General features: G+C 48.0%; 17 protein-coding genes. 14 read left to right on the top strand and 3 right to left on the bottom strand.

Annotated features, from left to right (window positions below; genetic code table 11):
• From ABY802_RS10285 to ABY802_RS10235, 11 genes are all read left to right on the top strand, one after another.
• Window positions 1-187: chemotaxis protein CheW (locus ABY802_RS10285; protein WP_372626945.1), on the top strand; the 187-nt coding region annotated here is incomplete at its 5' end.
• Window positions 188-249: 62 nt separating this feature from the next.
• Window positions 250-1,053, top strand: coding sequence for a protein-glutamate O-methyltransferase CheR (locus ABY802_RS10280; RefSeq protein WP_372626944.1), 804 nt, complete (start codon window positions 250-252; stop codon window positions 1,051-1,053).
• Window positions 1,054-1,057: 4 nt separating this feature from the next.
• On the top strand, window positions 1,058-1,549 hold the full coding sequence (locus ABY802_RS10275) for a chemotaxis protein CheD (protein WP_372626943.1): 492 nt from the start codon (window positions 1,058-1,060) through the stop codon (window positions 1,547-1,549).
• 19 nt (window positions 1,550-1,568) lie between these two features.
• Window positions 1,569-2,642: a chemotaxis response regulator protein-glutamate methylesterase gene (locus ABY802_RS10270; protein ID WP_372626942.1), complete on the top strand. Its 1,074-nt coding sequence runs from the start codon at window positions 1,569-1,571 to the stop codon at window positions 2,640-2,642.
• 254 nt (window positions 2,643-2,896) lie between these two features.
• Window positions 2,897-5,551: a family 16 glycosylhydrolase gene (locus tag ABY802_RS10265; RefSeq protein ID WP_372626941.1), complete on the top strand. Its 2,655-nt coding sequence runs from the start codon at window positions 2,897-2,899 to the stop codon at window positions 5,549-5,551.
• 26 nt (window positions 5,552-5,577) lie between these two features.
• The gene (locus ABY802_RS10260; RefSeq protein WP_372626940.1) at window positions 5,578-8,520 is read left to right on the top strand and encodes a TonB-dependent receptor; all 2,943 of its coding nucleotides are present in this window, start codon (window positions 5,578-5,580) and stop codon (window positions 8,518-8,520) included.
• Window positions 8,521-8,754: 234 nt separating this feature from the next.
• Entirely contained in the window at window positions 8,755-11,712 is a 2,958-nt protein-coding gene (locus ABY802_RS10255) for a TonB-dependent receptor (RefSeq protein WP_372626939.1), read from the top strand.
• 60 nt (window positions 11,713-11,772) lie between these two features.
• Window positions 11,773-13,380, top strand: a complete 1,608-nt coding sequence (locus tag ABY802_RS10250; RefSeq protein WP_372626938.1) for a tryptophan halogenase family protein — start codon at window positions 11,773-11,775, stop codon at window positions 13,378-13,380.
• 10 nt (window positions 13,381-13,390) lie between these two features.
• The gene (locus tag ABY802_RS10245) at window positions 13,391-14,098 is read left to right on the top strand and encodes a SapC family protein (RefSeq protein WP_372626937.1); all 708 of its coding nucleotides are present in this window, start codon (window positions 13,391-13,393) and stop codon (window positions 14,096-14,098) included.
• A gap of 1 nt (window position 14,099) precedes the next feature.
• A complete protein-coding gene (locus tag ABY802_RS10240; RefSeq protein ID WP_372626936.1) occupies window positions 14,100-15,098 on the top strand; it encodes a cupin-like domain-containing protein in 999 nt (332 codons plus the stop codon).
• Between the two features lie 25 nt (window positions 15,099-15,123).
• A complete protein-coding gene (locus tag ABY802_RS10235) occupies window positions 15,124-16,614 on the top strand; it encodes a tryptophan halogenase family protein (RefSeq protein WP_372626935.1) in 1,491 nt (496 codons plus the stop codon).
• A gap of 18 nt (window positions 16,615-16,632) precedes the next feature.
• On the opposite strand, the gene ABY802_RS10230 is transcribed toward ABY802_RS10235, so the two are convergent.
• The 3 genes from ABY802_RS10230 to ABY802_RS10220 are packed head-to-tail and all read right to left on the bottom strand — an operon-like array spanning window position 16,633 to window position 21,470.
• Window positions 16,633-17,610 carry a family 16 glycosylhydrolase gene (locus ABY802_RS10230; protein ID WP_372626934.1) on the bottom strand — a complete coding sequence of 326 codons (978 nt, stop codon included), beginning with the start codon at window positions 17,608-17,610 and terminating at the stop codon, window positions 16,633-16,635.
• Between the two features lie 3 nt (window positions 17,611-17,613).
• Complete coding sequence (locus tag ABY802_RS10225) at window positions 17,614-20,178, bottom strand: exo 1,3/1,4-beta-D-glucan glucohydrolase (RefSeq protein WP_372626933.1); 2,565 nt, start codon at window positions 20,176-20,178, stop codon at window positions 17,614-17,616.
• A complete protein-coding gene (locus ABY802_RS10220; RefSeq protein WP_372626932.1) occupies window positions 20,178-21,470 on the bottom strand; it encodes a sugar MFS transporter in 1,293 nt (430 codons plus the stop codon). Before ABY802_RS10220 ends, ABY802_RS10225 begins: the two co-directional genes overlap by 1 nt.
• A 159-nt stretch (window positions 21,471-21,629) precedes the next feature.
• Between ABY802_RS10220 and ABY802_RS10215 the strand changes: the two genes are divergently transcribed.
• The 3 genes from ABY802_RS10215 to ABY802_RS10205 form a co-directional block, all read left to right on the top strand.
• Complete coding sequence (locus tag ABY802_RS10215; RefSeq protein WP_372626931.1) at window positions 21,630-22,958, top strand: GH1 family beta-glucosidase; 1,329 nt, start codon at window positions 21,630-21,632, stop codon at window positions 22,956-22,958.
• 42 nt (window positions 22,959-23,000) lie between these two features.
• Window positions 23,001-24,362 carry a glycoside-pentoside-hexuronide (GPH):cation symporter gene (locus tag ABY802_RS10210; RefSeq protein WP_372626930.1) on the top strand — a complete coding sequence of 454 codons (1,362 nt, stop codon included), beginning with the start codon at window positions 23,001-23,003 and terminating at the stop codon, window positions 24,360-24,362.
• 20 nt (window positions 24,363-24,382) lie between these two features.
• On the top strand, window positions 24,383-24,655 hold a 273-nt coding region (locus ABY802_RS10205; protein WP_372626929.1), incomplete at its 3' end, for a LacI family DNA-binding transcriptional regulator.

The raw sequence follows: 24,655 nt of genomic DNA, 5'->3' as shown, positions 1-24,655 counted from the left end.
TGCCGTATCAGCGGTACTGGAAATTCCCGGTAGCGAAATTGAACCTGCCCCTGGTTTTGGCGCGCGGATCCGGGCTGACTTTATTAGTGGTATGGCAAAAGTAGAGGGTAAATTTGTAATTTTGCTTAATGTCAGCAAAGTACTGTCGGTGGATGAAATGTCTGTACTGGCTGAAGTCGCGCAATAGCCATAAGGACCCAAATCGCTGGCTTTGATAAGCAGAGTAGCGGTCAGGCGCGGGAGTGCTAAATGGATATTGTCTTAAAAGACAAAGAGTTTGATAGTTTTCAACGCTGGCTATATCAAACGGCAGGCATTAAATTAACTCCTGCAAAAAAAGCGTTAGTGGCAGGGAGGCTGTTTAAGCGTTTAAAGCATTTTCAGTTGCTAAGTTACAGTGAGTATTTTTCACTGATTATTGGCGGAGAATATCCGGCAGAATTGCAGTTGGCACTGGACCTGCTAACCACCAATGAAACGTATTTTTTTCGTGAGCCCAAGCATTTTGAGTATTTGAGTCAAAAGATCCTGCCGCAGGCTAGCACAAGCCGTCCTTTTCGGATTTGGAGTGCTGCAAGCTCCAGTGGTGAAGAAGCTTACACTTTAGCAATGGTGTTATCAGAGAATCTGGCTTTTAACCAATGGCAATTGTTTGGTTCTGATATTAGTAATCAGGTGCTGGAACAAGCCAGAAGTGGTCATTATCCATTAAACCGGGCAGAAAATATCCCAAAACCCCTATTGCAGAAATATTGTTTAAAAGGCATTGGCTCGCAACAGGGCACCTTTATTATTAATAAGCAATTACGCGAAAAAATTCAATTCCGTCAAATTAATCTGGTAGAGCCTTTTCCCGATCTGGGGTTGTTTGACGTCATTTTTTTGCGCAATGTCATGATTTATTTTGATCATGACACAAAACAAAAAGTGGTCGCAAAGATGCTGCCCTTACTAAGGAACGGTGGTTATTTTATTGTCAGTTTGTCAGAAAGTTTAAATGGTGTTACTGATGGCCTGAAGCTGATTACGCCGTCAATTTATCAAAAACCATAACGTTATGAAGTTATATGACAGCAATATCGATATTTTTTTACAACCTGGCGAGTTTTACTTTGCGGAAGCACCCTGTTGTATTCGCACCTTGTTGGGCTCTTGCGTTGCGATAACGGCGTGGCATCCCAGGTTGAAAATTGGTGGTATGTGTCATTATATGCTGCCTAAACGTAAACGGCCTGGGCTGCAACTTAATGGCAAATATGCCGAGGAAGCGATGCAAATGTTTGAGCAGCAAGCGCACGACTATAATACCCGTCTCAAGGAGTATCAGATAAAGTTGTTTGGTGGCAGCAATATGTTTATTCACTCTACCGGTAAACCCCAACAGATCAATGTCGCCAGAGATAATGTTGCCTTTGCTCATAAATTGCTGGCGCAATATGGTCTCGAATTTACCGCCATGGATTTGGGTCATCATGGCCACCGCAATATCGTGTTTGATCTCAGCACCGGTGATGTCTGGGTAAAGCATTCCGGGCTGACAGAGCGGTAACATAAAGGCGGATTACTAAGTGGCATTAACAAAGATTAAAGTATTGCTGATTGATGACTCTGCGGTGGTGCGTCAGGTGTTGCAGGCGCTGCTGGATAAAGCGCCTGATATTCAGGTGATTGGGGCCGCTTCAGACCCCATATTCGCAATGGATAAACTGGCGCGTGAGTGGCCTGATGTTATTGTGCTGGATATTGAAATGCCACGAATGGACGGCATTACCTTTTTGAAAAAAATTATGCAGGAGCGCCCCACTCCGGTTGTTATTTGTTCAACCTTAACCGAAAAAGGGGCGGAAACCACTATGCAGGCGATGGCGGCCGGCGCGGTGGAAATTATTACCAAACCCAAAGTGGGTTTAAAAAACTTTTTACAGCAATCTTCCGCTGAGTTATTGGCGGCCATCAGGAGCGCCGCTCAGGCCAGAGTGAAAAAGCTGGGTAAAAGTCAACCTTTAGCCCACGCAGCGGTCAAGTTAACTGCAGATTCAATATTGCCCGGTTCTGGCAAGGAGGCCATGGCACAAACGACGGAGCGAATTATTGCTATTGGTACCTCAACCGGGGGGACGCAGGCGTTGGAGTATGTGTTAACGGCTTTGCCTCGGGTATCAGCGGGTATTGTTATCGTGCAACATATGCCTGAAAAGTTTACTGCCTCGTTTGCGGAGCGCTTAAACAGCTTGTGTCAGATTGAAGTACGAGAGGCCAGAAATGATGACAGAGTTATGCCTGGTTTAGCCTTAATCGCGCCGGGGGGTAAGCATATGCTGGTAAAAAGAAGTGGTGCTTACTATAAGGTTGAGGTGGTTGACGGGCCTCAGGTAAACCGGCACCGGCCTTCAGTTGATGTATTGTTTCGTTCTGTCGCTCGTTTTGCGGGCAAAAACGCCACAGGTATTATTATGACCGGCATGGGCGATGATGGTGCCCGGGGTATGAAAGAGCTATTTGATGCCGGTGCTTACACCTATGCGCAGGACGAAGAAAGTTGTGTGGTGTTCGGCATGCCAAAAGAAGCCATTAAACTGGGAGGGGTAAATCAGGTTATAAATTTAAGTGATATTGCGCGAGCAATCATCAAAGCAATGTAAGCTGCACCAAAATTTAGCAAAGGGCCTGCGGGCCCTTTTTTGTTGGTGCATGCTTAATTATTGAAATTTAATTAAAAGTTCATTCTCCTGTAATAATTTGCCCCAATTTGGGTAGGCTTTTTACTGCGTCACTATTGACGGCGGAAAATTAATCATCTACCTTTTGTAAGCGCTTACATTTATGTTGCAGATGCCTTTATTGGTGTTGGCGTTTCAGTCAGCAGGTAGCAAAGACCCAGGGGATAATTATTAAAATGAAACAAATTTCAACGTTAACGGCCGTAATAATTGCGGCTGGCCTCGCCGGCTGCGGTGGCGATGTGACGACTAATTCCGATTTCACCGCGATCGATACCACCACTCCAGTCAGTGACTGGCAGCTGGTGTGGAGCGATGAGTTTGATGGCACCAATATCGACCAGCGTAAATGGACGTTTGAGGTCAATTGTCAGGGTGGCGGTAACCAGGAAAAGCAATGCTATACCGATAGCAGTGATAATGCTTTTGTTACCGACGGAACTTTGAAGATTGTTGCTAAACCTGCTGAGGAAGGCGCACCCTTACCTTATACCTCTGCCCGCTTAAATACCCGATATCAGGGCGATTGGCGTTATGGCCGGATTGAAGTGCGGGCTAAAATGCCTTCAGGTCAGGGCACCTGGCCAGCAGTATGGATGATGTCAACCGATGAAGTGTATGGTGGTTGGCCAAAATCAGGCGAAATCGATATCGTTGAAGCAGTAAATTTAAAAACAGTAGACAACGAAGGTGTGGTAGAAAATAAAGTTTATGGCACCCTGCATTACGGCAAAGACTCACCTAATAACGTTAATAGTGGCAAAGCATACAGTTTGCAGGGCGCAAACCCGGCAGATGACTTTAATACTTATGCCATCGAGTGGCAGGAAGGTGAAATTCGTTGGTATGTGAATGATTATTTGTATCAAACGCAAATGGCGTCAAAGGTACGTTTTAACAGTCGCGGTGAAGCTATTGGTTTATCGCACCGTGGTTGGTTTGTTGAAAATTTCAATAATATTACCGGCGAATTAGAAACGCAGTGGACTAGTGCCCCTTTCGATCAACGCTTTTATTTAATTATGAATTTAGCGGTGGGCGGTAATTGGCCTGAAAACGTTAATAACCTCGGTATTGATGCTGAAGCATTAGCAAATGGCCAAACCATGGAAGTGGATTGGGTGCGCGTTTATCAATGCGACCAAAACCCTAACACAGGTAAAGGTTGTGAAACCATTCGTGATGGCTATAAAGATGCTGAAACCTTAGTTGAAGGTAGAGCGCCAATTCCTGTGCCTCCTTCTGATGGTGTGGCGCGTAATCTAACCATCTTTGATGGTACTCCTAATCCTAATTGGCCTGCCTGGGACTGCTGTGGCGGTTCTACCCCGGCTCTGGTAGACGATGAGGAGCGAGGCCAAGTCTATGAGTTTTTAGTAGGGGCACAACCAACCGTTAATGGCTTTATTACCCGCGCGGCCTTTATTGACGATCCCGATGGAGCGCCATCGGCCTTTGATGCATCACCGCTAATTGAGAACGGTAGCATCAGTTTCGATATGAAAGTCGTCTCACCTCCTGCCAACCCCGCATCTACCTGGATGTTTAAAGTTGAAAGTAATGAAGGTGTTAACGGAGGAGGTACTGAGGTTGAAATCCCTATTACAGCCAGTGCAGAGGGTGTGGCACCTGTTACGGGACAATGGCAAACCTTTACATTCCCATTAAAAGACTTGGATACACGTGGTTTAGATTTATCAGCTATTGATGTAATCATGGTGTTTCCTGCCTGGGATACCGGCAATGGTGCAGTGTATCAATTAGACAATGTGAAAATTTCACAACCTAGCAGTTCTCCGGAATTGGTAATCTTTACTGATCAGGAAAACCCCGCTTGGCCGTTATGGGACTGTTGTGGTGGCAGTACTCCGATAGAAGTCATGGACGATGAAACTCATGGCACTGCTGCTGAGTTTACCGTCGGACCTACACCAACTGTACTTGGCTTTTTTAACCGCGCACCTTTAGGTTCAGGTGAGCCCTTTGATGCAACTGCATTGTTAGCTGAAGGTGTGGTGCAGTTTGAAGTAAAAGTTGTTGACGCTCCAGCTAACCCCGCATCAACCTGGTTATTTAAAATTGAGGCAGCAGGTGGCAGTTCCGCTGTGGAACTGCCGTTGAGTGCCGGTAACGCAGACCAGGCGCCAGTTGTCGGGCAGTGGGCAACTTATACTTTCAGTATTCAAAGTTTATTTGATGCCGGTTTAGACATCAGCGCCATAGATGTGTTAATGATTTTCCCAGCGTGGGATACCGGAAATGGCGCTACTTTCCGCGTAGATAACGTGAAAATTTATAACCCAAACGCGGCAGTTGGTGATGGTTCATTAAACATCTTCAGCAATGCTGTAAACCCTGAGTGGGAACAGTGGGATTGTTGTGCTGGCTCTGAACCAAAAATTGTCGATGCTGGTGCGCCATATGGCAATGTAATGCAGTTTGAAATTTTAGGCTGGCCTGAAACGGTACTGGGTTTCTTAGCAAAGCCAGATGTTTCATTTAATGCAACGCCCTTGTTAGCCAATGGTAGTGTGAGTTTTGATATGCGCGTGGTATCTGCACCAACAAATACCAGTAGCACCTGGTTCTTTAAAATTGAATCGACTACTTATGATGGCGTAAACACTGCCGTTGAATTGCCATTAGCTGCAGGTAATAACGATCAGGCGCCTGTTACCGGCGAATGGCAAAACTACAGCTTCTCACTCCAAAGTTTATTTGATGCTGGCCTTGATATCAGTGACATCAAAGTATTGATGGTTTTCCCTGGATGGGGAACGGGCCAGGGTGCCGTTTATCAGTTAGATAACGTCAAAATTTCTAATAACTAATGCAGTGCGACCAGAGTAGGATAATTATGAAAACAAAAACTTTTACGAAAAGTCGGGTAGCTGCTGCCGTATCCGTAGTATTAACTGCCGGCATACTGCTGCCGCTGCAGGCGCAGGAAAGTGACACGGCGCTAGCGGAGCCGCAAGTTGAAATCATTGAGGTGCGCGGTATCCGCGGCAGTTTAGCTCGCTCCATGGACGTGAAACGTGAATCTTCTGGTGTGGTAGATGCCATTTCAGCAGAAGAAATGGGTAAGTTTCCGGATACCAACTTAGCTGAATCGCTGCAACGGATTACCGGTGTTTCAGTGAGTCGGGTGAATGGTGAAGGCAGTCAAATCACCGTACGTGGTTTTGGCCCTGAATTTAACCTTATTACGTTAAATGGCCGGCAAATGCCGGGTACGGGTTTCACCCGGTCGTTTAACCTGGAAAACTTGTCGTCAGAAGGCGTAAGTGCACTTGAAGTGTATAAAACCGCCAGAGCGGAAAACCCCAGTGGTGGCTTAGGTGCAACCGTTAATATTGTAACCGCGAAGCCGTTATCCAGCCCCGGCGAAAAAATGGCGATAATGGGTAAAGCCGTTCACGATAGCTCGAACGAAACCGGTGATGATGTGACTCCGGAGTTTGCGGCGTTATATAGCAATACTTTTGCTGATGACAGATTAGGCGTAGCACTTACGTTCTCATCTGCGCGCCGTGATTTCCAAATTCAGCAGGCCAATATACAAGGTTGGCAAGCGAATGTACCTTTACCAAATAATCCGCAGCAAGTGATTGACCGGCGGCCAGTTGATGGCGATGGAGTTCCGGTAGGAAACTATTTCTTTCCTAAAGACATGAACTATGGCATTGCTGATTTTCAACGAGAACGCACTAATGGTCAGCTAACCTTGCAATACGCGGCCACAGATAACGTTATCTTTACGGTTGATTACACTGCGAGTCGTTCTTTGGTCGGTAGCGAAAGTATCGGCTGGGGTATCTGGAACAATTTTGGTGATAATATCAATGCCTACGAACTAGATGAACAGGGCACAGCGGTTTTTGCTGATATCAGCGGCGATGATGGTTCCTTTACTGCCAGCAAAGGCACTACTGAAGTTAAAGCAGCGTCTATTGGTTTTAATATGGACTGGCAAGTTAACGATGACTTGCAAGTCAGTTTTGACTTTCATGACTCAAACAATAAAACCGACAATGGTGCAGATAAAGGCAGTGGTAACTCTGGCCAGGTGATCCTGGGATCAGACCAGCTGATTACCAAGTTTTATGATTACCGTAGTGGTGAAATCCCCCAAGCTTCTATTTTATGGCGTAATGGCACTAACGAACTGCGCCCTGGTGAGATTGACTCTAATTTCAGCCAGTTTTTCGACTCACCGGGCGAATCTGACGTACAACAATTTCAGTTAGATAGCACTTGGTATAATTCTAAATTCAGTATTCCTCTGGTAAAAATTACAGCGGGTGTTGCCCGTACTGACCAAACTTTAGGTGGTTCAAATGCCTGGAGTGGTTTGCGAGGCGGCCCGGGATTTAATCCAAGTTTTGCCTTTGTATTTCCGGATGGGATGTTTACCCGCAATAATACCGGAAGCTTTCTTGATCAATTTGATGGCGGCGGTAACGCGCTGGTTAGTAATTACTATTACAGTTACAGCTATGATGAAGCGGTAGCGAGACAGGCAGCATACCTGACTGAAGCACTGTTAGGTGACAATGCTTATGTACCCGACGCATTTTACGGCCCTTATGGTGAAAGTTATGTAGAAGAAGTGACTAACAGTGTATATCTGCAGTCAGACTGGGAATTTGAAGTAGTGAATTTTCCGGTACAGTTAAACCTTGGGGTGAGATATGAGCAAACTGATGTTACCAGCACGGTATTACAAGACGTTGAGCGTCAGGTAAACTGGGTAAGCCCTTCAGAATGGATCATGCAGTATGAAGAGGGTGATTCAAACTTTCTTACGCTGACCGGCTCGCACAATATGTTGTTACCGATGATGGATATACGAGTTGATTTAACCGAGGATTTGGTAAGTCGCTTGTCTTATGGCAAGACTATCGCCCGCGCACCATTGGGTGCATTAGGTGGTGGCCGAAGTTTAAGTGGAAGTCCGAAGCCGGGCTCACGTAGTGGTGGCCAGGGCAATACTAATTTGCAGCCGTTTGAATCTACCAATTTAGATTTAAGTCTGGAGTATTATTATGCTCCGGGCAGTTATGCCGCTATTGGTTATTTCCATAAAAGCGTAGATAACTTTATCAGTAATACCATTACAGACATTACCATTGAAGGCTTACATGATATTTTAAATGGTCCGCGCTATCAGCAGGCAGTTGCAGATATCATTGCCCGAGACGAGCAACCCGGTGATACCGCTATTTTCAATCAAATGTTGGCTAATGGCCACGGTAATGCCAATGGTGAGATTGAACCTACCAGCGCGGATCCGTTAATTGTGTGGAGCATTTCCCAGCCGCAGAACAGCGACACCAAAAAAGTTGAGGGTATTGAAGCTGCCTGGCAGCACTTAATTGGTGAGACAGGTTTTGGTTTTGGCATTAATGGCACTTTGGTTGATGGAGATGTGGAGTTTGACGTAAACAGTCTTACCCAGCAGTCGCCGTTAGTAGGTTTGAGTAATTCGGCTAACTTACAGTTGTTCTATGAGCAGTTTGGTTGGTCAGTTAAGTTGACTTATGCATGGCGGGATAGCTATCTGATTGGTGTAGGCCAAGGCCAGGGCTCGTCAGATGCGCCGCCGCAATTTGCTAAGGAATATGCGCAGTGGGATCTAAGTGTCAATAAAGATATTACTGACAACTTCACTGTATTTTTCGAGGGCATTAACCTGACGAACGAAACTGAGCAAGGTTATGGTCGTTACGAAAGACAGTTTTTGTTTGCCCGTCAATATGGACCACGATATATCTTAGGCGCCCGCTATCGCTTCTGATAACCGTCCTGATTAAAGCACCGAATTAGTGCCTGCTTGCGGGCACTTTTTTATGGCGGCGTTCAACTTAGTTGCCAATGTTTCATGGCTATTTATCACAACGCTATTGACGGTGAATTATTAATCAACTACGCTTTTGTAAGCGCTTACATTTCATTTCCTGTAACGGTGGTCAAAATGTGAGCTAAAATGAGTTATTACAACAACAAAATTCAGGAAGCAGGGGTAAAAGGTATGAACCAAAAACGTTTCAAACTATCGCGTTTGGCGGTCAGTTTGTCATTGATCACCGGCGCCGGCATCATGGCACCTGGCTATGCTCAGGATGCAAATACAGACGAAGTTAACGAAATTGAAGTTATTCAGGTAAAAGGTATTCGCGGCAGCTTAATCAAGTCGATGGATATAAAACGCAGCGCCACGGGTGTAGTGGATGCGATTTCCGCAGAAGACATTGGTAAATTTCCAGATACTAACCTGGCAGAATCATTACAAAGGATCACAGGTGTCGCGATTGACCGCTCAAACGGCGAAGGTAGCCGGGTTACTGTTCGTGGCTTTGGTCCTGAGTACAATCTGGTGATGCTAAATGGCCGGCAAATGCCGGCGTCATCTCTGGAAGCCACAACCGCATCATCATCCCGCTCTTATGACTTTGCAAACATTGCATCGGAAGGTGTTGCCGGAGTCGAAGTGTATAAAACGGGCCGCGCAACTATTGCTACCGGCGGTATGGGCTCAACTATCAATATATTGACCACTAAACCACTAAATTCACCTGGCATGAAAGCCACTTTCGGCGTGAAAGGGGTAATGGATGAGTCGACTGACGAAGGCTCTAACATCACACCAGAATTGTCAGGTTTATACAGTAATACCTTTGACGATGACAAATTTGGGGTGGCAATCAGTGGCTCTTATCAAAAACGTGATAGTGGCAATAAGCAAGCTAATACCGGTGGTTGGCGTACCTTCCCTGGGAATATAAATGGTTTCGACTGGGGTGGTGGTAATGCCGACTGGGGTGGTTTAATCCCTGCTGGCCCAAATGCTCATCTTAATTACCCCGCCATAGATTCAATTTACTCAGTACCGCAAAGCGTCGGTTTTGCGTTTCATGAAGTGGAAAGAGCCCGTACTAATGGCCAGTTGGTGTTGCAATATAAGCCGGTGGAAACAGTAACCACGACCTTAGATTACACCTATGCCAAAAACGAAGTGAAAGATCGTTATAACGACGTTTCCGCCTGGTTTAACTTCGGCCCGTCGTCAGGTGAATGGAGTGATGGCCCGGTTGCTGCGCCACTTGTTTATTCAGAGGCGTTCGCTGCCCCAGGCGATTTAGCCATGGGCGGTGGCCAGTCTGAGACAGTTAACGAGAACAAATCGCTGGGATTCAACGTTAAATGGGAAGCGAGCGACAACCTTAAGTTAGAGTTGGATTATCATGACTCGTCTGCAGAGTCGCGGCCTGATAGTCCCTTTGGCAGTAACAATGTTATTGGTACCGCGACCTTTGTCCGGATGTTAACGACGGCACGTTTCGAGACCGACTTACCAACCTTGGCAATTCGTTATCCTGACGGCTTCACCGGTATTCGGGGTGAAGACATGCGGGTGACGGGCAGTTCATTCCGCAACAGTCAAATGCGCAGTGACATCGAGCAATTACAACTGCGCGGTAACTACGTGTTTGATGAAGGTGTGTTAAACAGCATTGATTTTGGTGTCAGTACCTCAGAGACGAAAAACCGTTCAGCGTTTTCTAACGTGCAACAAGATAACTGGGGTGGTTTAGGTTCTGCTGGTGATATCGATCCGTCAGTATTTAAGCTTGACCAGTTGGCCGATAATTTTGACGCCGCCAGCAGAAGCGATATGCTTAAAGAATTCTTCCGTTGGGATTTCAATACCATTCGTCAAATTGCCAGTGACACCTATGGTGCATTAGGTGCAGTGGGCGATTGCGGCACCTCGTTCTGTGCATCGTCAAACATGACTACCGATCGCCGCACTACTGAAGAGCAGCAAGCGGCTTATCTGCAATTTAACTTTGCCGGCGACATTGGCTCACGCCCATATGGTTTAACTGCGGGTGTTCGCTATGAGAAAACCGATGTGACCTCTAACGCACTGGTGCCGGTATATAGCGGCATTGCGTGGGCGGGTGATAACGAGTTTAACCTGATCAGTACCGGCGAAAGTGACTTTACTGAATTAACGGGTGCCTACAGCAACCTGTTGCCAAATATCGACTTTAATATCGAAGTTGTTGACGACGTTATACTGCGTGCGTCAGTGAGTAAAACCATTGCCCGCCCTAGCTATGCGGATATCCAGGGTGGTCAAACCATTAACTCGCTGGTACGGATTGACGGTGGTACCGGTTCCCGTGGTAACCCGGACTTAGACCCGTTTGAATCAACCAACTTTGACTTGTCTGCTGAGTGGTATTATGGCGAAGGCAGCTATATGTCGGTGGGTTACTTCAGGAAAAAGGCGAAAAACTTTATCGGCAGAACTACTGTTGAAGAGCAAACGTTTAACCTGGCGCACCCGGCGCAAGGCCCTCGTTATGATGAAGCGGTTGCTGCCGTAGGCAATAACGCCACAGCAATTCGTAATTATATCAGAGAAAATTATCCGGAAACGGTTGATGAAAACGGCTTTATCCTGGGCGTACCAGGTGACAGGGCTGCAACCTTTGATATCACTATTCCGGTTAATCAGGATGATGCGAAGTTAGATGGCTGGGAGTTAGCGATACAGCATTTAATTGGCGAGTCTGGCTTTGGTTTTATTGCCAATGCGACTTTTGTTGATGGTGACTTTAACTACGACAACGCCAGTTTGGGTGAGCAATTTGCCATCCTAGGCATGAGCGACACTTACAACATCGTGGGCTTTTACGATAAAGATGGCTTGCAGGGTCGTATTGCGTACAACTGGCGTGATAAGTTCCTGGCGTCGACGGTTAATACTCTGGGCCTGCAAAACCCACTTTATGTTGAAGCATATGGACAGTGGGATGCCAGTGCCAGCTTCGATGTAACCGAACAGTTGACGGTGTTTATTGAGGCGATCAACCTGACCAATGAATCCACGCGGTTACATGAGCGTAATGCACTGCAGTTAGTGAATTACACTGAAACCGGTCGTCGTTTTGCTATCGGTGCCCGTTATACGTTCTAAAATGTTCTTGCCCTGAACAAGTAGCCATCGCAAGATGGCTACTTTTTACAAGAAGTAGCTATGATGCAAGCAACAGAGTCACTCGCAACGGACAACCTGACAGCAGCTGTAAACGCAGCGCCTTTTGCCGCAGGCCGGGTGAACATTGTGGTTGTTGGTGGTGGAAGTGCTGGTTGGCTGACTGCAGCATTACTGGCAGCTGATCATCAAACTGATCCCTGTATAAATATTACGTTGATTGAATCTGCCTCGGTACCCACTATTGGTGTCGGTGAAGGCACCTGGCCATCGATGCGTGCCACCTTAGCGCGGATTGGTATTACTGAAACCGAATTTTTACTCAGCTGCGATGCCAGCTTTAAACAAGGCAGCGTGTTCCGGCAATGGCGCAGCGCTGCGCCACAAGATTGCTATTTTCATCCGTTTACTGCTCCTGTGGCAGCCAATGAGCTGGAAATTGCGGACTATTGGTTTGACCACCATCAGCAAGTTGAGTTTGCTGCCGCGGTATCCAGTCAACCTGCTGTAATTGCCGCTGGTTTAGCGCCTAAGCGGATTGCTACCCCGGAATACGCTTTTTTACAAAACTATGGTTATCACCTGGACGCCGGTAAATTTGTCGCCTTATTAAGTCAGCATGCTAAACGACTTGGGGTGACACACGTCGTCGATGATGTGGTTACTGTGCAAAGTCACTCCGATGGTCGTATTGCTGCGCTGCAGACTGCGCAACACGGCGCATTGGCGGGCGATTTATTTGTCGATTGTTCTGGTTTGCAGAGTTTACTGCTAGGCAAGCATTATCAGACGCCGTTGGTCAGTGTTCAGCATTGTCTACTTAACGACAGTGCCTTAGCAGTGCAAGTCGCGTACGATGAGGAGCAGGCGCCAATTGCTTCGGCAACGCTGGCGACAGCCCAGGCGCAAGGTTGGGTATGGGATATTGGCTTACCAACCCGGCGTGGTGTAGGTTTTGTGCATCACAGTGGCCATACTAGCGAACAACAGGCGCTAACGACACTGGCTCAGTACCTGCAATTATCGGAGCAGCAGTTTACCGCTCGTTACCAGCCCAGGCTTATTCGTTTCACGCCGGGCTACCGTCAACAGTTTTGGCGGCACAATTGTGTGGCTGTAGGTATGGCGGCTGGCTTTATAGAGCCATTGGAAGCTTCAGCGCTGGTGATGGTAGAATTATCAGCTAAGTTTATTAGTGAGCAATTACCGCGTAGTCTGATGCAGCTTGCCATCGTCAGTGAGCGGTTTAATCAGACATTCGCCTACCGCTGGCAGCAAATAGTTGAGTTTTTAAAGCTGCATTATGTGTTGTCGACCCGGGATGACAGTGATTATTGGTTGGCCCAGCGTGCTGAGGCCTCTATACCGGCGTCACTAAAACAAAAACTGATAATGTGGCAGCAATTTTTGCCAAGCCGTTATGATGTGCCGATGGCGGAGGAATTATTTCCGGCTGCCAGTTATCAATATATTTTATATGGTATGCAGCACTTACCTCGTGGTGAACGATCGATAAAAGCGAACTTAGGGCTGCGAGCTAAGCATGCGTTTGCTGAAGTACAGCAGAAAACACAACAGCTCAGAGCGGGCCTGGTTAGTAATCGCGAATTATTAAACCAAATAAAAGCTCACGGCTTACAAAAAATTTAAAGGGGAGCAGATGGCTACTATCGAAATACTTAATAACGTTGACCATCTTGGCGTGAAGATCCGCACTGAACATCGACCGGAGCTAGGTGGTAACCAAATGTTTTGTTTGAGTTTCCCTGCCGAGTTTCGAACTGCACAAGCCTATTACCCAATCCTGTTTTACAAAGACGGCAATACGGGTCAATTTATGCCTGTGTTGCTACTGGGCTTTCAAACGGGTGAAAACTTGTTTCTGCAACAACACGGCTGGCAGGCAGGCTACGTGCCATTAGACATCTGCCGCGAACCGTTTACCATCGGCGTGCAAAACGGTGAGCGAGTGATCCACCTTGATACTGCTCACCCGAAAGTAAGTAGCGCCGAAGGTGAGGCGTTGTTTCTGGAGTTTGGTGGTCATAGCCCCTATTTACAGCAAGTAGCTGAGCAGTTGGAAACGTTACACCATGGCATAAGCAGCGCGAAGCATTTTAGCGAGCAACTACTGGCGCTGGAGTTAATTGAGTCTTTTGTGCTTGATGTTACGTTAAACAATGGCCAGCAACACAGTTTGCATGGTTTCTATACGATTAACGAACCCCGGTTAGCGCAACTTAGTGGCGAGCAGCTGACGCAGTTGCAAAACGCCGGTTATCTGGAGGCGATTTACATGATGCTTGCCTCGCAATCACAGTTTGCCAGGTTGATCAGCATTAAAAATCAACTGTTGGCAATCAATTAATATGTGGTCTGCTGCGCAACCGGTAGCGACACTGTCTGGCGTGACCGCCGATAGCATCAGCACCGCTTTACTCAATAGCACACAGCCACTGTATTTGCCGGGTTTCGCTGCGCACTGGCCAGCGGTTGGTGCGGCTAAGCAAAGTGAGGCTGCCGTTGGGGATTATTTACTTAGCCACTACAGTGGTGAGCCGCTAACTGCCTTTATCAGCGATGCCCAAAGTGGTGGTCGGGTGTTTTATAACGCCGATTTCAGCGGTTTTAACTTTAAACCAGTGCACGCTAAACTTGAGCAGCTGTTAGCGTCGCCGCCCGGCGTTGCTTACTGGTACGTGGGTGCTACCTTTGTACCGCGTTGGTTTCCAAATTGGTTGCAACAGCAGCAGGTGCCGGCGTTGGCGCAGTATGCAGATGACGCCTTGATCAGCTTGTGGATTGGTAATCAAAGTCGCGTGGCGGCACATGCTGATCTGCCGCAAAATCTGGCGGTGGTAGTGGCTGGGCGGCGCCGCTTTACCTTATTTCCGCCTGAGCAACTTACCAATTTGTACATTGGCCCATTGGATGCCTCGCCGGCAGGCCGGGCGATTAGTTTGGTCGATTTTGCTAAGCCAGATTTAAGCCAGTTTCCAAAATTCACCGAAGCGATGGCGCATGCGCAAGTGGTTGAACTGGAACCTGGCGACGCATTAATTATCCCCAGTATGTGGTGGCACCACGTTGAAGCGCTTAGTGCACTGAATGTACTGATGAATTTTTGGTGGCGGGACAGTCCCGCTTATGCGCCCAGTCCGGAGCAGGCATTAAAGTTGGCGATGCTCAGTATTAACGCCTTGCCGCCAGAGCAAAAAGCAGCATGGCGCGCCCACTTTGAGCATTATGTGTTTGGGCAGGGGAATGCTGAACATATTCCGGAGCATTTACGTGGTTTGCAGGGGCCTATAACCGAGCCTGTAGCCCGAAATGTCCGTGCGGAACTGTTAAATAAACTCAACCGATAGCGCTATTAATAACAACGAGGTCCAAATGCAGTCGCAAGCAGTCAAACGGGTCGTGATTGCCGGTGGTGGAACCGCTGGTTGGATGGCGGCTGCCGCCATTGCCAAACTTATGGGTAAACATTTACAAATATGTTTGGTCGAGAGTGATGATATTGCCACCGTGGGCGTGGGTGAAGCCACTATCCCGCCGTTGTTAACCTTGCACAAGCTGCTGGGGATTAACGAGGCTGAGTTTATGGCGGCTACCCAGGCTACCTTTAAATTGGGTATTCAGTTTGAAAACTGGCGCGATCAAGGGCAGGATTATATTCACTCCTTTGGTACCACCGGTCAGGATTGTTGGGCGGCGGGCTTTCAGCATTTTTGGCTAAAAGGCCAGCAACTTGGGCTAGCCAGTGATTACGGTGATTATTGCCCCGAGCTATTGGCAACCGAGGCTGGAAAATTTGCCCATTTACCGAACCGGCCATTAAATTACGCGTTTCATTTTGATGCCGGTTTATACGCTAAATTTTTACGTGCCATAGCTGAGCAACATGGTGCGAAACGGATTGAAGGCAAAATTGCCAAGGTAGAAACCTGTGAGCAAAGCGGCGATATTACTGCGCTGCAAATGACCAATGGTGAATGTATTGCCGGAGATCTGTTTATTGACTGCACTGGTTTTCGCGCGTTGTTAATTGAACAAACGTTAAATACTGGTTTTGACGATTGGAGTCACTGGTTACCGTGTGATTCGGCTATTGCGGTACAAACCCGCGCTACACGGGAACCCGTGCCCTATACCCGCTCTATTGCTCATGGTGCCGGTTGGCAGTGGCAAATACCGCTGCAGCATCGGGTGGGTAATGGTTTGGTGTATTGCAGTAAGTATTACTCAGATGACGAGGCGAAAGCGCTGTTGCTGGCCAACGTCAGTGGCGAGACACTGACCGAGCCGCGCTTAATTAAGTTCCGTACCGGCATGCGTCGCAAGCACTGGAACAAAAACTGTATCGCGTTAGGTTTAGCCAGTGGTTTTATTGAACCGCTGGAGTCGACCAGTATTCACCTGATCCAGCGAAGTATTGTGCGCCTGCTGCAAATGTTCCCATTAAGTGGCATCAGCCCGGCAGATATTGATGAGTTTAACCAGCAAACTGAACATGAAGTGCTGAATATTCGGGATTTCATTATTTTGCACTACCACGTTACAGCCCGGCGTGACACGGCATTCTGGCGCTATTGTCAGAGTATGCCTATTCCACAGTCGCTGGCCCATCGCATTCGCTTGTTTAAAGAGACAGGCCGGGTATTTAAAGTGCCAAACGAGTTGTTTGGCGAGAACTCCTGGACGCAGGTGATGTTGGGCCAGGGCATTATGCCTGAGCAATATCATCCGATCGTGGACCAGATGAGCGAGCAGGAGCTTAATCACTTTCTCAGCCAGATTAAGCTGCAAAATCAGCGACTGGTAGCGCAATTACCGAGCCATCACACGTTTTTGCAAAGTTACTGTCCGGCGATGAGCAAGTAAAAACAGAAGCCGCGGCCATTATGGCCGCTGGTAAACCCTGACAAAGTCTATCAGCATGCTTTGCGGAAACGCGCTAGCGTCAACGCCTGTTGCGTTGACATTGCCAGCCCAGTTACCGCCAACCGCCAGGTTCAGCAGTAAATGAAAACGCTGGTCAAAGGGGGCGTGCTCGCTAATATCAGGCATGGTTTCACTGGCGGCGGTAAACCAGTCACCACTGCGCTGGGTGGCATACAGTACATCATCCACATACCAGCGAATTTCACCCGGTTGCCATTCTATTGCATAAGTATAAAAGCCATCTGCCGGGCTATTACCGTCGGGCAGTTTATAACTCTGGCCGGTATAAACATTAGCCGGTGGACGTTTGCCATAGTGAAGCGTGCCATGAATACGCCGCTCCATCTCATCTGCTAATGCTCTGGGTTCATCTGACTGCACCCCCAGATTAACCGCTTCCATGATGTCAATTTCCCCTGAAAGCGGCCAGGCGCCATAGTGCCAGTCGGTCGGCAGCATCCAGATAGCAGGCCAGGTGCCTTGCCCTGCTGGCAGTTTTGCGCGTATTTCAAAGCGGCCGTATAGCCAGTCACCTTTGCCTTTAGTGCGAAGCCGGGCTGAGGTGTAGGGCTGAGTTTTGGTGTGCTGGAGACTAAACTTTGGATCATCCTGATTCAGTGCTGGCCCGGTAAAGGGTTCCTTGCGGGCCACAATATGTAACACCCCGGCCTTAACAAAAGCATTTTCCGGACGGTTGGTATAGCATTGCTGCTCATCGTTGCCGCCGCCCCAGCAGTTTTGCTCAAAACTCCATTTACTGCTGTCAATTGCCTCGCCGTTAAACTCATCCTGCCACACCAGTTGCCAGCCTGTTGCATCCGCTGCTTTCGTGCTGGTTTGTTCGGTAGTTGCTTGTGGCGTCAACGGCTGCAATGGCTGACTATTGCAGCCAACTATTGCAGCACTTACCACTATAATCGCTAACAGGCGGCGCATACCTTAGTTTCCGAGGCAGGAAATGGTTGCCGATGTTGCGCCACCTGGTACCAACCGGACATCAGCAACGCTGAGTATCAGAGGTGCAGAGGTGGCTAACGATACCGGCGTAAAGATTTGACTGAAGTCGGCACCCTTAGCGGCAAAACACCCCAGATCGACACTAATGGTTTGCCAGCTGTCATCAGCCATGGCCTGTAACTGAGGCGCAATATCTATGGTACTGCTGCATGCCTGGGCGCAATCCATACCTAATAATACTGAGTCCGGGGCATTGCCTGTACGTTTTAGCTGCAAAACCAGTGCGCTGTTAGCTTCCTGATATGATCTTAAGTCAGCAGGGAAAGCGTTACTAATACTGACTTTTGCTGGTCCGCTAAAGGCGATGCGGCGTGCATCTTCCTGTACGTCTTTATCAAAAGTGCGCACGGTAACATTGCCTGACTGAGCGATACTGCTTTCCATAACGATACTATTGCCATCGCTGTGCAGCATTAGCTGATAAGGCGCTTTAATGGCTCGTTCAAACAGGACTAAATCTTCCAGGGTATTGTCGGCAGCAATCTGTTCATTCAGGTTATTGCTTAATGTTGAATTATCACCATAGCGCAAGCCATAACCATAAGGCAGCAGCGGCTGATAATCCTTGTCACCCATATTGGCATGCTGATGCGGGGTGGCAGGCCAGCTAAACGATAGCTTGCCACGGAAATCCATGTTCACGCTACCATCCGCCTTTGCTACAACCACATCTGCTACTGCAGCACCTTCGCTACCTGGTAACCATACGGCAACGAACGCGTCTGACGCATTTAACTCCGGATTTACCCAAAGCGGCCGGCCACTGATAAACAACGACACAACCTTAATGCCATCGGCTTTAAGTTTACGCAGCAGCGCCAGATCAGTTTTGTTGCCACGCTGGTACTCAAGGTTGTCTAAATCACCATTGCCCTCAGCATAGGGTTGCTCACCAAACACCACCACGGCGACATCGGGCTTCTGGCTATAGCTGCCGTCAGCACTGAGTTCAATCTGACCGCCAGCCAGCTGAATGGCTTGCTCAAAACCAGCATAGATAGAGCTGCCGCCAGGAAAGTCGCTGTTGCTGTTGCCGGTGCCCTGCCAGCTGATGGTCCAGCCACCGGACTGCATTCCGATATTATCTGCACCCATACCGGTGACCAGAATTTTCTGTGTCGGGTTTAACGGTAAAACAGCATCATTATTTTTTAACAGTACTAAGGATTGTTGCACGGCCTGGCGCGCTATTGCCCGGTGCTCGGGTGCGCCAATCAGTGCCGTTTTGCCTGATAAAGGCCGCGTTGCCGGGCTGGGCTTGTCAAATAATCCAGCACGTAGTTTCACTCTTAAAATACGACGGACCGCATCATCTACCCGGCTCATTGGAATAACGCCGCTTTTTGCCTGAGCAACCAAATTATTAAATAACGGTTTCCAGGCAGGGGTCGGCACCATATAAATATCCAGTCCGGCCAGTGCAGCCTGTGCGCAGTTCTCATTAGTGCAGCCGTCAATCTGACCATGACCATTCCAGTCACCGACAATAAATCCATCAAAGCCCATGCGCTGCTTTAATACGTCGGTTAGTAAGTACTTATGGCCATGAATTTTTTCGCCATGCCAGCTGTTGAATGAGGCCATGACGCTCTGCGCTCCGGCTTGCAAGCCGCCGACATAACCCTGTGCGTGGATCTGGTACAAATCTTGTTCGCTGGCGATATTATCTCCCTGATCATCGCCCCCTACCGTGCCGCCATCACCAACAAAGTGTTTAACCGTGCTGATCACCCGCTGCTCACCAAGAAAGTCTTGGTCAGTGGGGCCCTGCAGCCCTTTAACAATAGCTGCTGCATAATCGTGCACCAAGCTGGGGTTTTCAGAGTAGCTTTCATAGGTGCGGCCCCAGCGATCGTCCCTTACCACGGCAACAGTAGGCGCAAACACCCAGTCAATACCTGTTACCATGACTTCACGCGCCGTTACCGCCGCAATATCTTCAATTAAAGCCGGATTATGCGCCGCCCCTAAACCAATATTGTGCGGAAACAGCGTGGCGCCAATAACGTTATTATGACCATGCACCGCATCGGTACCCCACATGGTCGGAATAGTGCTGCCATCCAGGCTGTCATCTACCGATGCCTGATACATCGCCTCGGCCAGGGCGATCCAATCGGCGGGCGTGGCATGCTTATTGTCGTTTGGAAAAGCGCCGCCACCGTTTAGATAGGAACCAAAACCATATTGGCGCATGTCTTCAACGGTGATATCGCGAATTTCTGGCTGAATCATCTGGGCAATTTTTTGCTCCAGGGTCATGTCAGCCATCAGTTTTGTAATGGTTTGTTCCGTGGCGGCATCTTGCTCAACCGGCAGGTCCAATTTAGGCCAGATAGTAATGTCGGTTGTCATTTCGGCGCTTTTGGCCGCATTTTTGTCACTGACTGCAGACATCGGGGCGGGTTCGCTGCATGCCGCCAGTATCAAGCCGCCACTGACCGCTAACAGCAAGGGTTTTAACAAAAATGAAGATTTATACAGCATTATAATGCCTCCTTCGTTGCAGCGACGGTCTCGGTCAGCGAGCCGCGGGGTTTGCAGCCATTTAAGCCATAAAAAGCAATATAGATGTAGCAAAGCAGCGGCAGAATAAAAGCTTGTTGTACGCCAAAGGTATCGGCTAATGCGCCTTGCAGCAGCGGTAGTATTGCACCACCGACAATAGCCAGACATAAAATACCGGAACCCTGACTGGTATAATGCTTTAAACCGGCAATGGCCAGACTGAAAATAGTGGGGAACATAATGGAGTTACACAGGCCGACCAGCAGTAATGACCACATGGCCAGTTTACCTGCAGATAAAATGGTTATCGCCAGCAGCAATACTGCCATGATGGCATTAAACGCCAGTACTTTACCCGGATTGAGTTTTTGCATCACCGCCGCGCCAATAAAGCGCCCGACCATAGCACCACCAAAGTACCAGGAAATGTAGTGCGAGGCCGCGGCTGTGGTCATGCCACCAATTTCCGGCATCGATAAATAAATGGCTAAGAAGCTACCAATACCGACTTCAGCACCCACATAAACAAAAATACCCAGTGCGCCCAGCATTAAATGCCGTTGCCGCCAGGCTTCCCCGCCGAGTGGCAGTGCCTGGCTGGGGTCTTTTTTACCCATCGCCGGCAGTTTTAACCAGGCAAAAATTAGCGCCAGCACAATTAAACTGGCCGCAAGTATCAGGTAAGGTAATTGTACCGTTGACTCGGTAACCGCACCCGGCACCGGTTCAGGAGCATCCATACCGCCAAAAATCAGCCAGGCGCCGAAGAACGGGGCAACGGTTGTACCCAGCGAGTTAAACGCCTGGGTCATGGTTAAGCGGCTTGATGCCGTTTCGGGCTTGCCTAATACACTGACATAGGGGTTAGCAGCAACCTGTAAAATGGTAATGCCCGAGGCCAATACAAACAGCGCCATTAGAAACATGCCATAAACATGGGCGGCAGCTGCGGGTATAAACAATAAACAACCGGCACCCGCGATCAGCAGCCCGGTAACAATACCCGCTTTATAACCAATTTTACTGACCAGCATGCCTGCCGGTACTGAGACAATAAAATAAGCGCCAAAAAAGCAAAACTGGATTAGCATGGCCTGAAAGTTAGTTAACTCAAACAGTATTTTTAAGTAGGGGATCAGAATGTCATTCAGACAGGTAATAAAGCCCCACATAAAAAACAGTGAAGTCAGGGCCGTCAGTGCAAAACGATAATTGGTATTGCCACCGCCGGCATTGTCGCTCGTCGTGGCTGATATTGGTGTTGCTGCCATTTGGTCCCCCTGGGGTATATATAGTGTTTTTTATTGACGTGCTATAAATGGCCGTCTAGTATCATGTAAGCGCTTTCATTTATAGCATATATCACGATGATGGCAAATTTTTTGTCATCTTAAAGTCATTCATTTTACGTTCGGAAGATAGCAAAATTGATGAAACTCTCCTTAGCTGCTAACTCAGCCTTACTCAAACCCGGTTTTATGTTTGGTGTAGCCACTGCTTCATTTCAGATAGAGGGCGCTGCCGATAGCCGGCTACCTTGTATCTGGGATACCTTCTGTGCTGAACCTGGCAGGATTAAAGACGGTTCCAACGGCTTAGTGGCCTGCGATCATGTCAATCGCTGGCGTGAAGATGTTGAACTTATCGCGGCGCTTGGGGTAGACGCCTATCGATTTTCCATCGCCTGGGGTCGGGTCATTAATATAGATGGTAGCATCAATTCTGCAGGAGTGAATTTTTACCAGCAATTGCTGGACGAATTGGCAAAGCGCAACATCAAAGCTTTTGTTACCTTGTATCATTGGGACTTACCACAGTATTTGCAGGATAACGGCGGCTGGTTAAACCGGACTACCGCCTATAAATTTGCAGAATATGCTGATGTTATCACTAAAGCATTTGGCAACCGGGTATATTCGTACGCTACCTTGAATGAACCTTTTTGCAGTGCTTATTTGAGTTATGAAGCCGGAATTCATGCCCCCGGCATTCAAAATCGAAAACAAGGCAGACAGGTGGCGCATCATTTGTTGCTGGCCCACGGTCTGGCGATGCAGGTTCTTAAAAAAAATGCACCTCAGGCAAAAAATGGCATTGTGCTTAATTTCAGTCCCTGCCATCCAGCCAGTAATATTGACGCTGATATTCGTGCTGCGAAGATGGCTGACGAATATCATAACCAATGGTACATCCAACCGTTACTCGAGGGCTGCTATCCAGACTTGTTAAGCCAGTTGCCAGCTTCAGACCAACCTGACATTACTGAGGGCGATTTAACCATTATTGCCCAACCATTAGATTTTCTGGGCGTAAACTACTATACCCGTACGGTGTACCGAGCTAACGACAAAGGCTGGTTTAGTGATGTACCACCAACCAGGCAACCATTAACCGATATGGGCTGGGAAATATATCCACAGGGGCTGACTGAAATTTTACTGGCAATGCATAACCGTTACACTTTGCCGCCCGTTTATATTACTGAAAATGGTGCGGCAATGCCTGATACCCTGCAGCAAGGTCAGATAAATGATTACGCGCGAATTGCTTATTTTCAGCAGCATTTGCAGGCAACAGAAAATGCGATAAACGCCGGAATGCGGATTGATGGCTATTTTGCCTGGAGCCTGATGGATAATTTTGAATGGGCAGAAGGCTATGTAAAGCGCTTTGGTATAGTGTATGTAGATTACACCACGCAACAGCGAACTTTAAAAGCCAGTGCGGTGGCACTACGCGATCTGTTCGCTGAAAGATGAACATAACTACAACTGAAATTATAACGCCATCATGGGGTTAGTATGCTGACAAAGCGCGAAAAAGTGGCCTATGGCCTTGGCGATACGGCCAGTAATATTGTGTTTCAGACCGTAATGCTGTTTTTAACTTTTTTTTATACCGATATATTTGGTATCTCGCCGGCTGTGGTTGGCAGTATGTTTTTGCTGGTGCGAATTATTGACGCCGTAACCGATCCGCTAATGGGAGCGCTGGCAGATAAAACGCAAAGCCGGCATGGTAAATACCGGCCCTATTTATTATGGTTAGCGCTGCCCTTTGCGCTTTGCAGTGTGTTAGCGTTTACCACGCCGGATTTGTCGGGCAATGGCAAAGTGATCTACGCGTTTGTTACCTACACTTTGCTGATGCTCGCTTATACCGCTATCAATATTCCTTATTCTGCACTTGGCGGCGTATTAACCGCAGATCCGACAGAGCGGGTATCGGTGCAATCTTACCGGTTTGTCTTTGGCATGTTAGGTGGTCTGCTGGTAACCGCTTGCACCCTGCCTCTAGTTAATTTTTTTGGCAATGGTGACAATGCCAAGGGCTATCAGCTGACAATTGCAGTGATGAGCTTACTTGGCTTGGTCCTGTTTTTAATATGTTTTGCCGGTACCCGCGAACGGGTGCAAGCTCCGGCTAACCAGCATTTGACACTGCGAGGCAGCCTTACCTCGCTGTGGCAAAACGATCAGTGGCGCATCTTGTGTGTTGCCGCGTTTTTTTTGTTAACCGGCATGGTCCTGCGCTCAACGCTGGCCATTTATTATGTCAAATACTTTCTGGGCCGGGCAGACCTGATCACCTATTTTGTGACTCTGGGGATGATCGGTAATATTGTTGGCTGCGCCGTAGCGCAATGGCTTAGCCGGTTTGTCGACAAAGTAAAAGCTTATGTCTGGCTTCAGCTTATTTCTGCGCTTATTTGTATCATCAGTTTTTTTGTTGGCGCTGAACAACTGGCACTGGCATTTATCTTATATTTTCTCTGGGGCTTCTTTTTACAAATGGCCACACCCTTATTATGGGCGAAAATGGCCGATACGGTAGACTATGGCCACTATAAAACCGGCATCAGAATTACCGGTTTAGTCTATTCGTCAATTGTGTTTTTTATCAAGTTGGGCTTAGCACTGGGAGGTGCTTTAGCCGGCTGGCTGCTTGCTGGTTACGGTTATCAAGCTGATATAGTGCAAAGCACAGCAACTCAGCAGGGTATCTTACTTAGCTTTACCCTGCTCCCTGCTATTGGCTCAATTTTAGTGGCTGCTGTAATGAGCCGTTATAAGCTGACAAGTGCCAGAGTATTGGATATTCATCGTGCACTGGCGCTGCAATCTGGTGAGCCGGTACCAGGGCATGTTAAAGTTAATTCCTGACACAGGCACATAGGCAAAACATGGCGACTATCTATCAAGTATCTGAATTAGCGGGCGTATCACTTGCCACTGTTTCCAGGGTAATGAATAACAATGCCCGGGTCAGCGACAAAACCCGGGACAAAGTGCTTGCCGCTATGGAGCAGCTTGGGTACCGGCCTAACTCAATTGCGCAGTCACTTGCCTCCAGTCGCTCTAACAGCATCGGTATTCTGGTTTCAGAACTGCATGGTCCTTTTTATGGCGAGATGCTAACCGGTATTGAAGCGGAATTTCGCGCTGCGGGTAAGCAT

The sequence above is a fragment of the Arsukibacterium sp. genome, from assembly GCF_041616895.1.
Taxonomy (GTDB): domain Bacteria; phylum Pseudomonadota; class Gammaproteobacteria; order Enterobacterales; family Alteromonadaceae; genus Alishewanella.
The sequence above is the reverse complement of the archived record's forward strand: the minus strand, read 5'-3'. Positions and strand labels throughout refer to the sequence as shown.

Excerpts from the sequence above, each read along its gene's own strand:
- ABY802_RS10220 (WP_372626932.1), bottom strand. The coding sequence starts at position 21,470 with ATGGCAGCAACACCAATATCAGCCACGACGAGCGACAATGCCGGCGGT.
- ABY802_RS10215 (WP_372626931.1), top strand. The coding sequence starts at position 21,630 with ATGAAACTCTCCTTAGCTGCTAACTCAGCCTTACTCAAACCCGGTTTT.
- ABY802_RS10260 (WP_372626940.1), top strand. The coding sequence starts at position 5,578 with ATGAAAACAAAAACTTTTACGAAAAGTCGGGTAGCTGCTGCCGTATCC.
- ABY802_RS10210 (WP_372626930.1), top strand. The coding sequence starts at position 23,001 with ATGCTGACAAAGCGCGAAAAAGTGGCCTATGGCCTTGGCGATACGGCC.
- ABY802_RS10250 (WP_372626938.1), top strand. The coding sequence starts at position 11,773 with ATGATGCAAGCAACAGAGTCACTCGCAACGGACAACCTGACAGCAGCT.
- ABY802_RS10235 (WP_372626935.1), top strand. The coding sequence starts at position 15,124 with ATGCAGTCGCAAGCAGTCAAACGGGTCGTGATTGCCGGTGGTGGAACC.
- ABY802_RS10225 (WP_372626933.1), bottom strand. The coding sequence starts at position 20,178 with ATGCTGTATAAATCTTCATTTTTGTTAAAACCCTTGCTGTTAGCGGTC.
- ABY802_RS10240 (WP_372626936.1), top strand. The coding sequence starts at position 14,100 with ATGTGGTCTGCTGCGCAACCGGTAGCGACACTGTCTGGCGTGACCGCC.
- ABY802_RS10245 (WP_372626937.1), top strand. The coding sequence starts at position 13,391 with ATGGCTACTATCGAAATACTTAATAACGTTGACCATCTTGGCGTGAAG.
- ABY802_RS10275 (WP_372626943.1), top strand. The coding sequence starts at position 1,058 with ATGAAGTTATATGACAGCAATATCGATATTTTTTTACAACCTGGCGAG.
- ABY802_RS10255 (WP_372626939.1), top strand. The coding sequence starts at position 8,755 with ATGAACCAAAAACGTTTCAAACTATCGCGTTTGGCGGTCAGTTTGTCA.
- ABY802_RS10265 (WP_372626941.1), top strand. The coding sequence starts at position 2,897 with ATGAAACAAATTTCAACGTTAACGGCCGTAATAATTGCGGCTGGCCTC.
- ABY802_RS10230 (WP_372626934.1), bottom strand. The coding sequence starts at position 17,610 with ATGCGCCGCCTGTTAGCGATTATAGTGGTAAGTGCTGCAATAGTTGGC.
- ABY802_RS10280 (WP_372626944.1), top strand. The coding sequence starts at position 250 with ATGGATATTGTCTTAAAAGACAAAGAGTTTGATAGTTTTCAACGCTGG.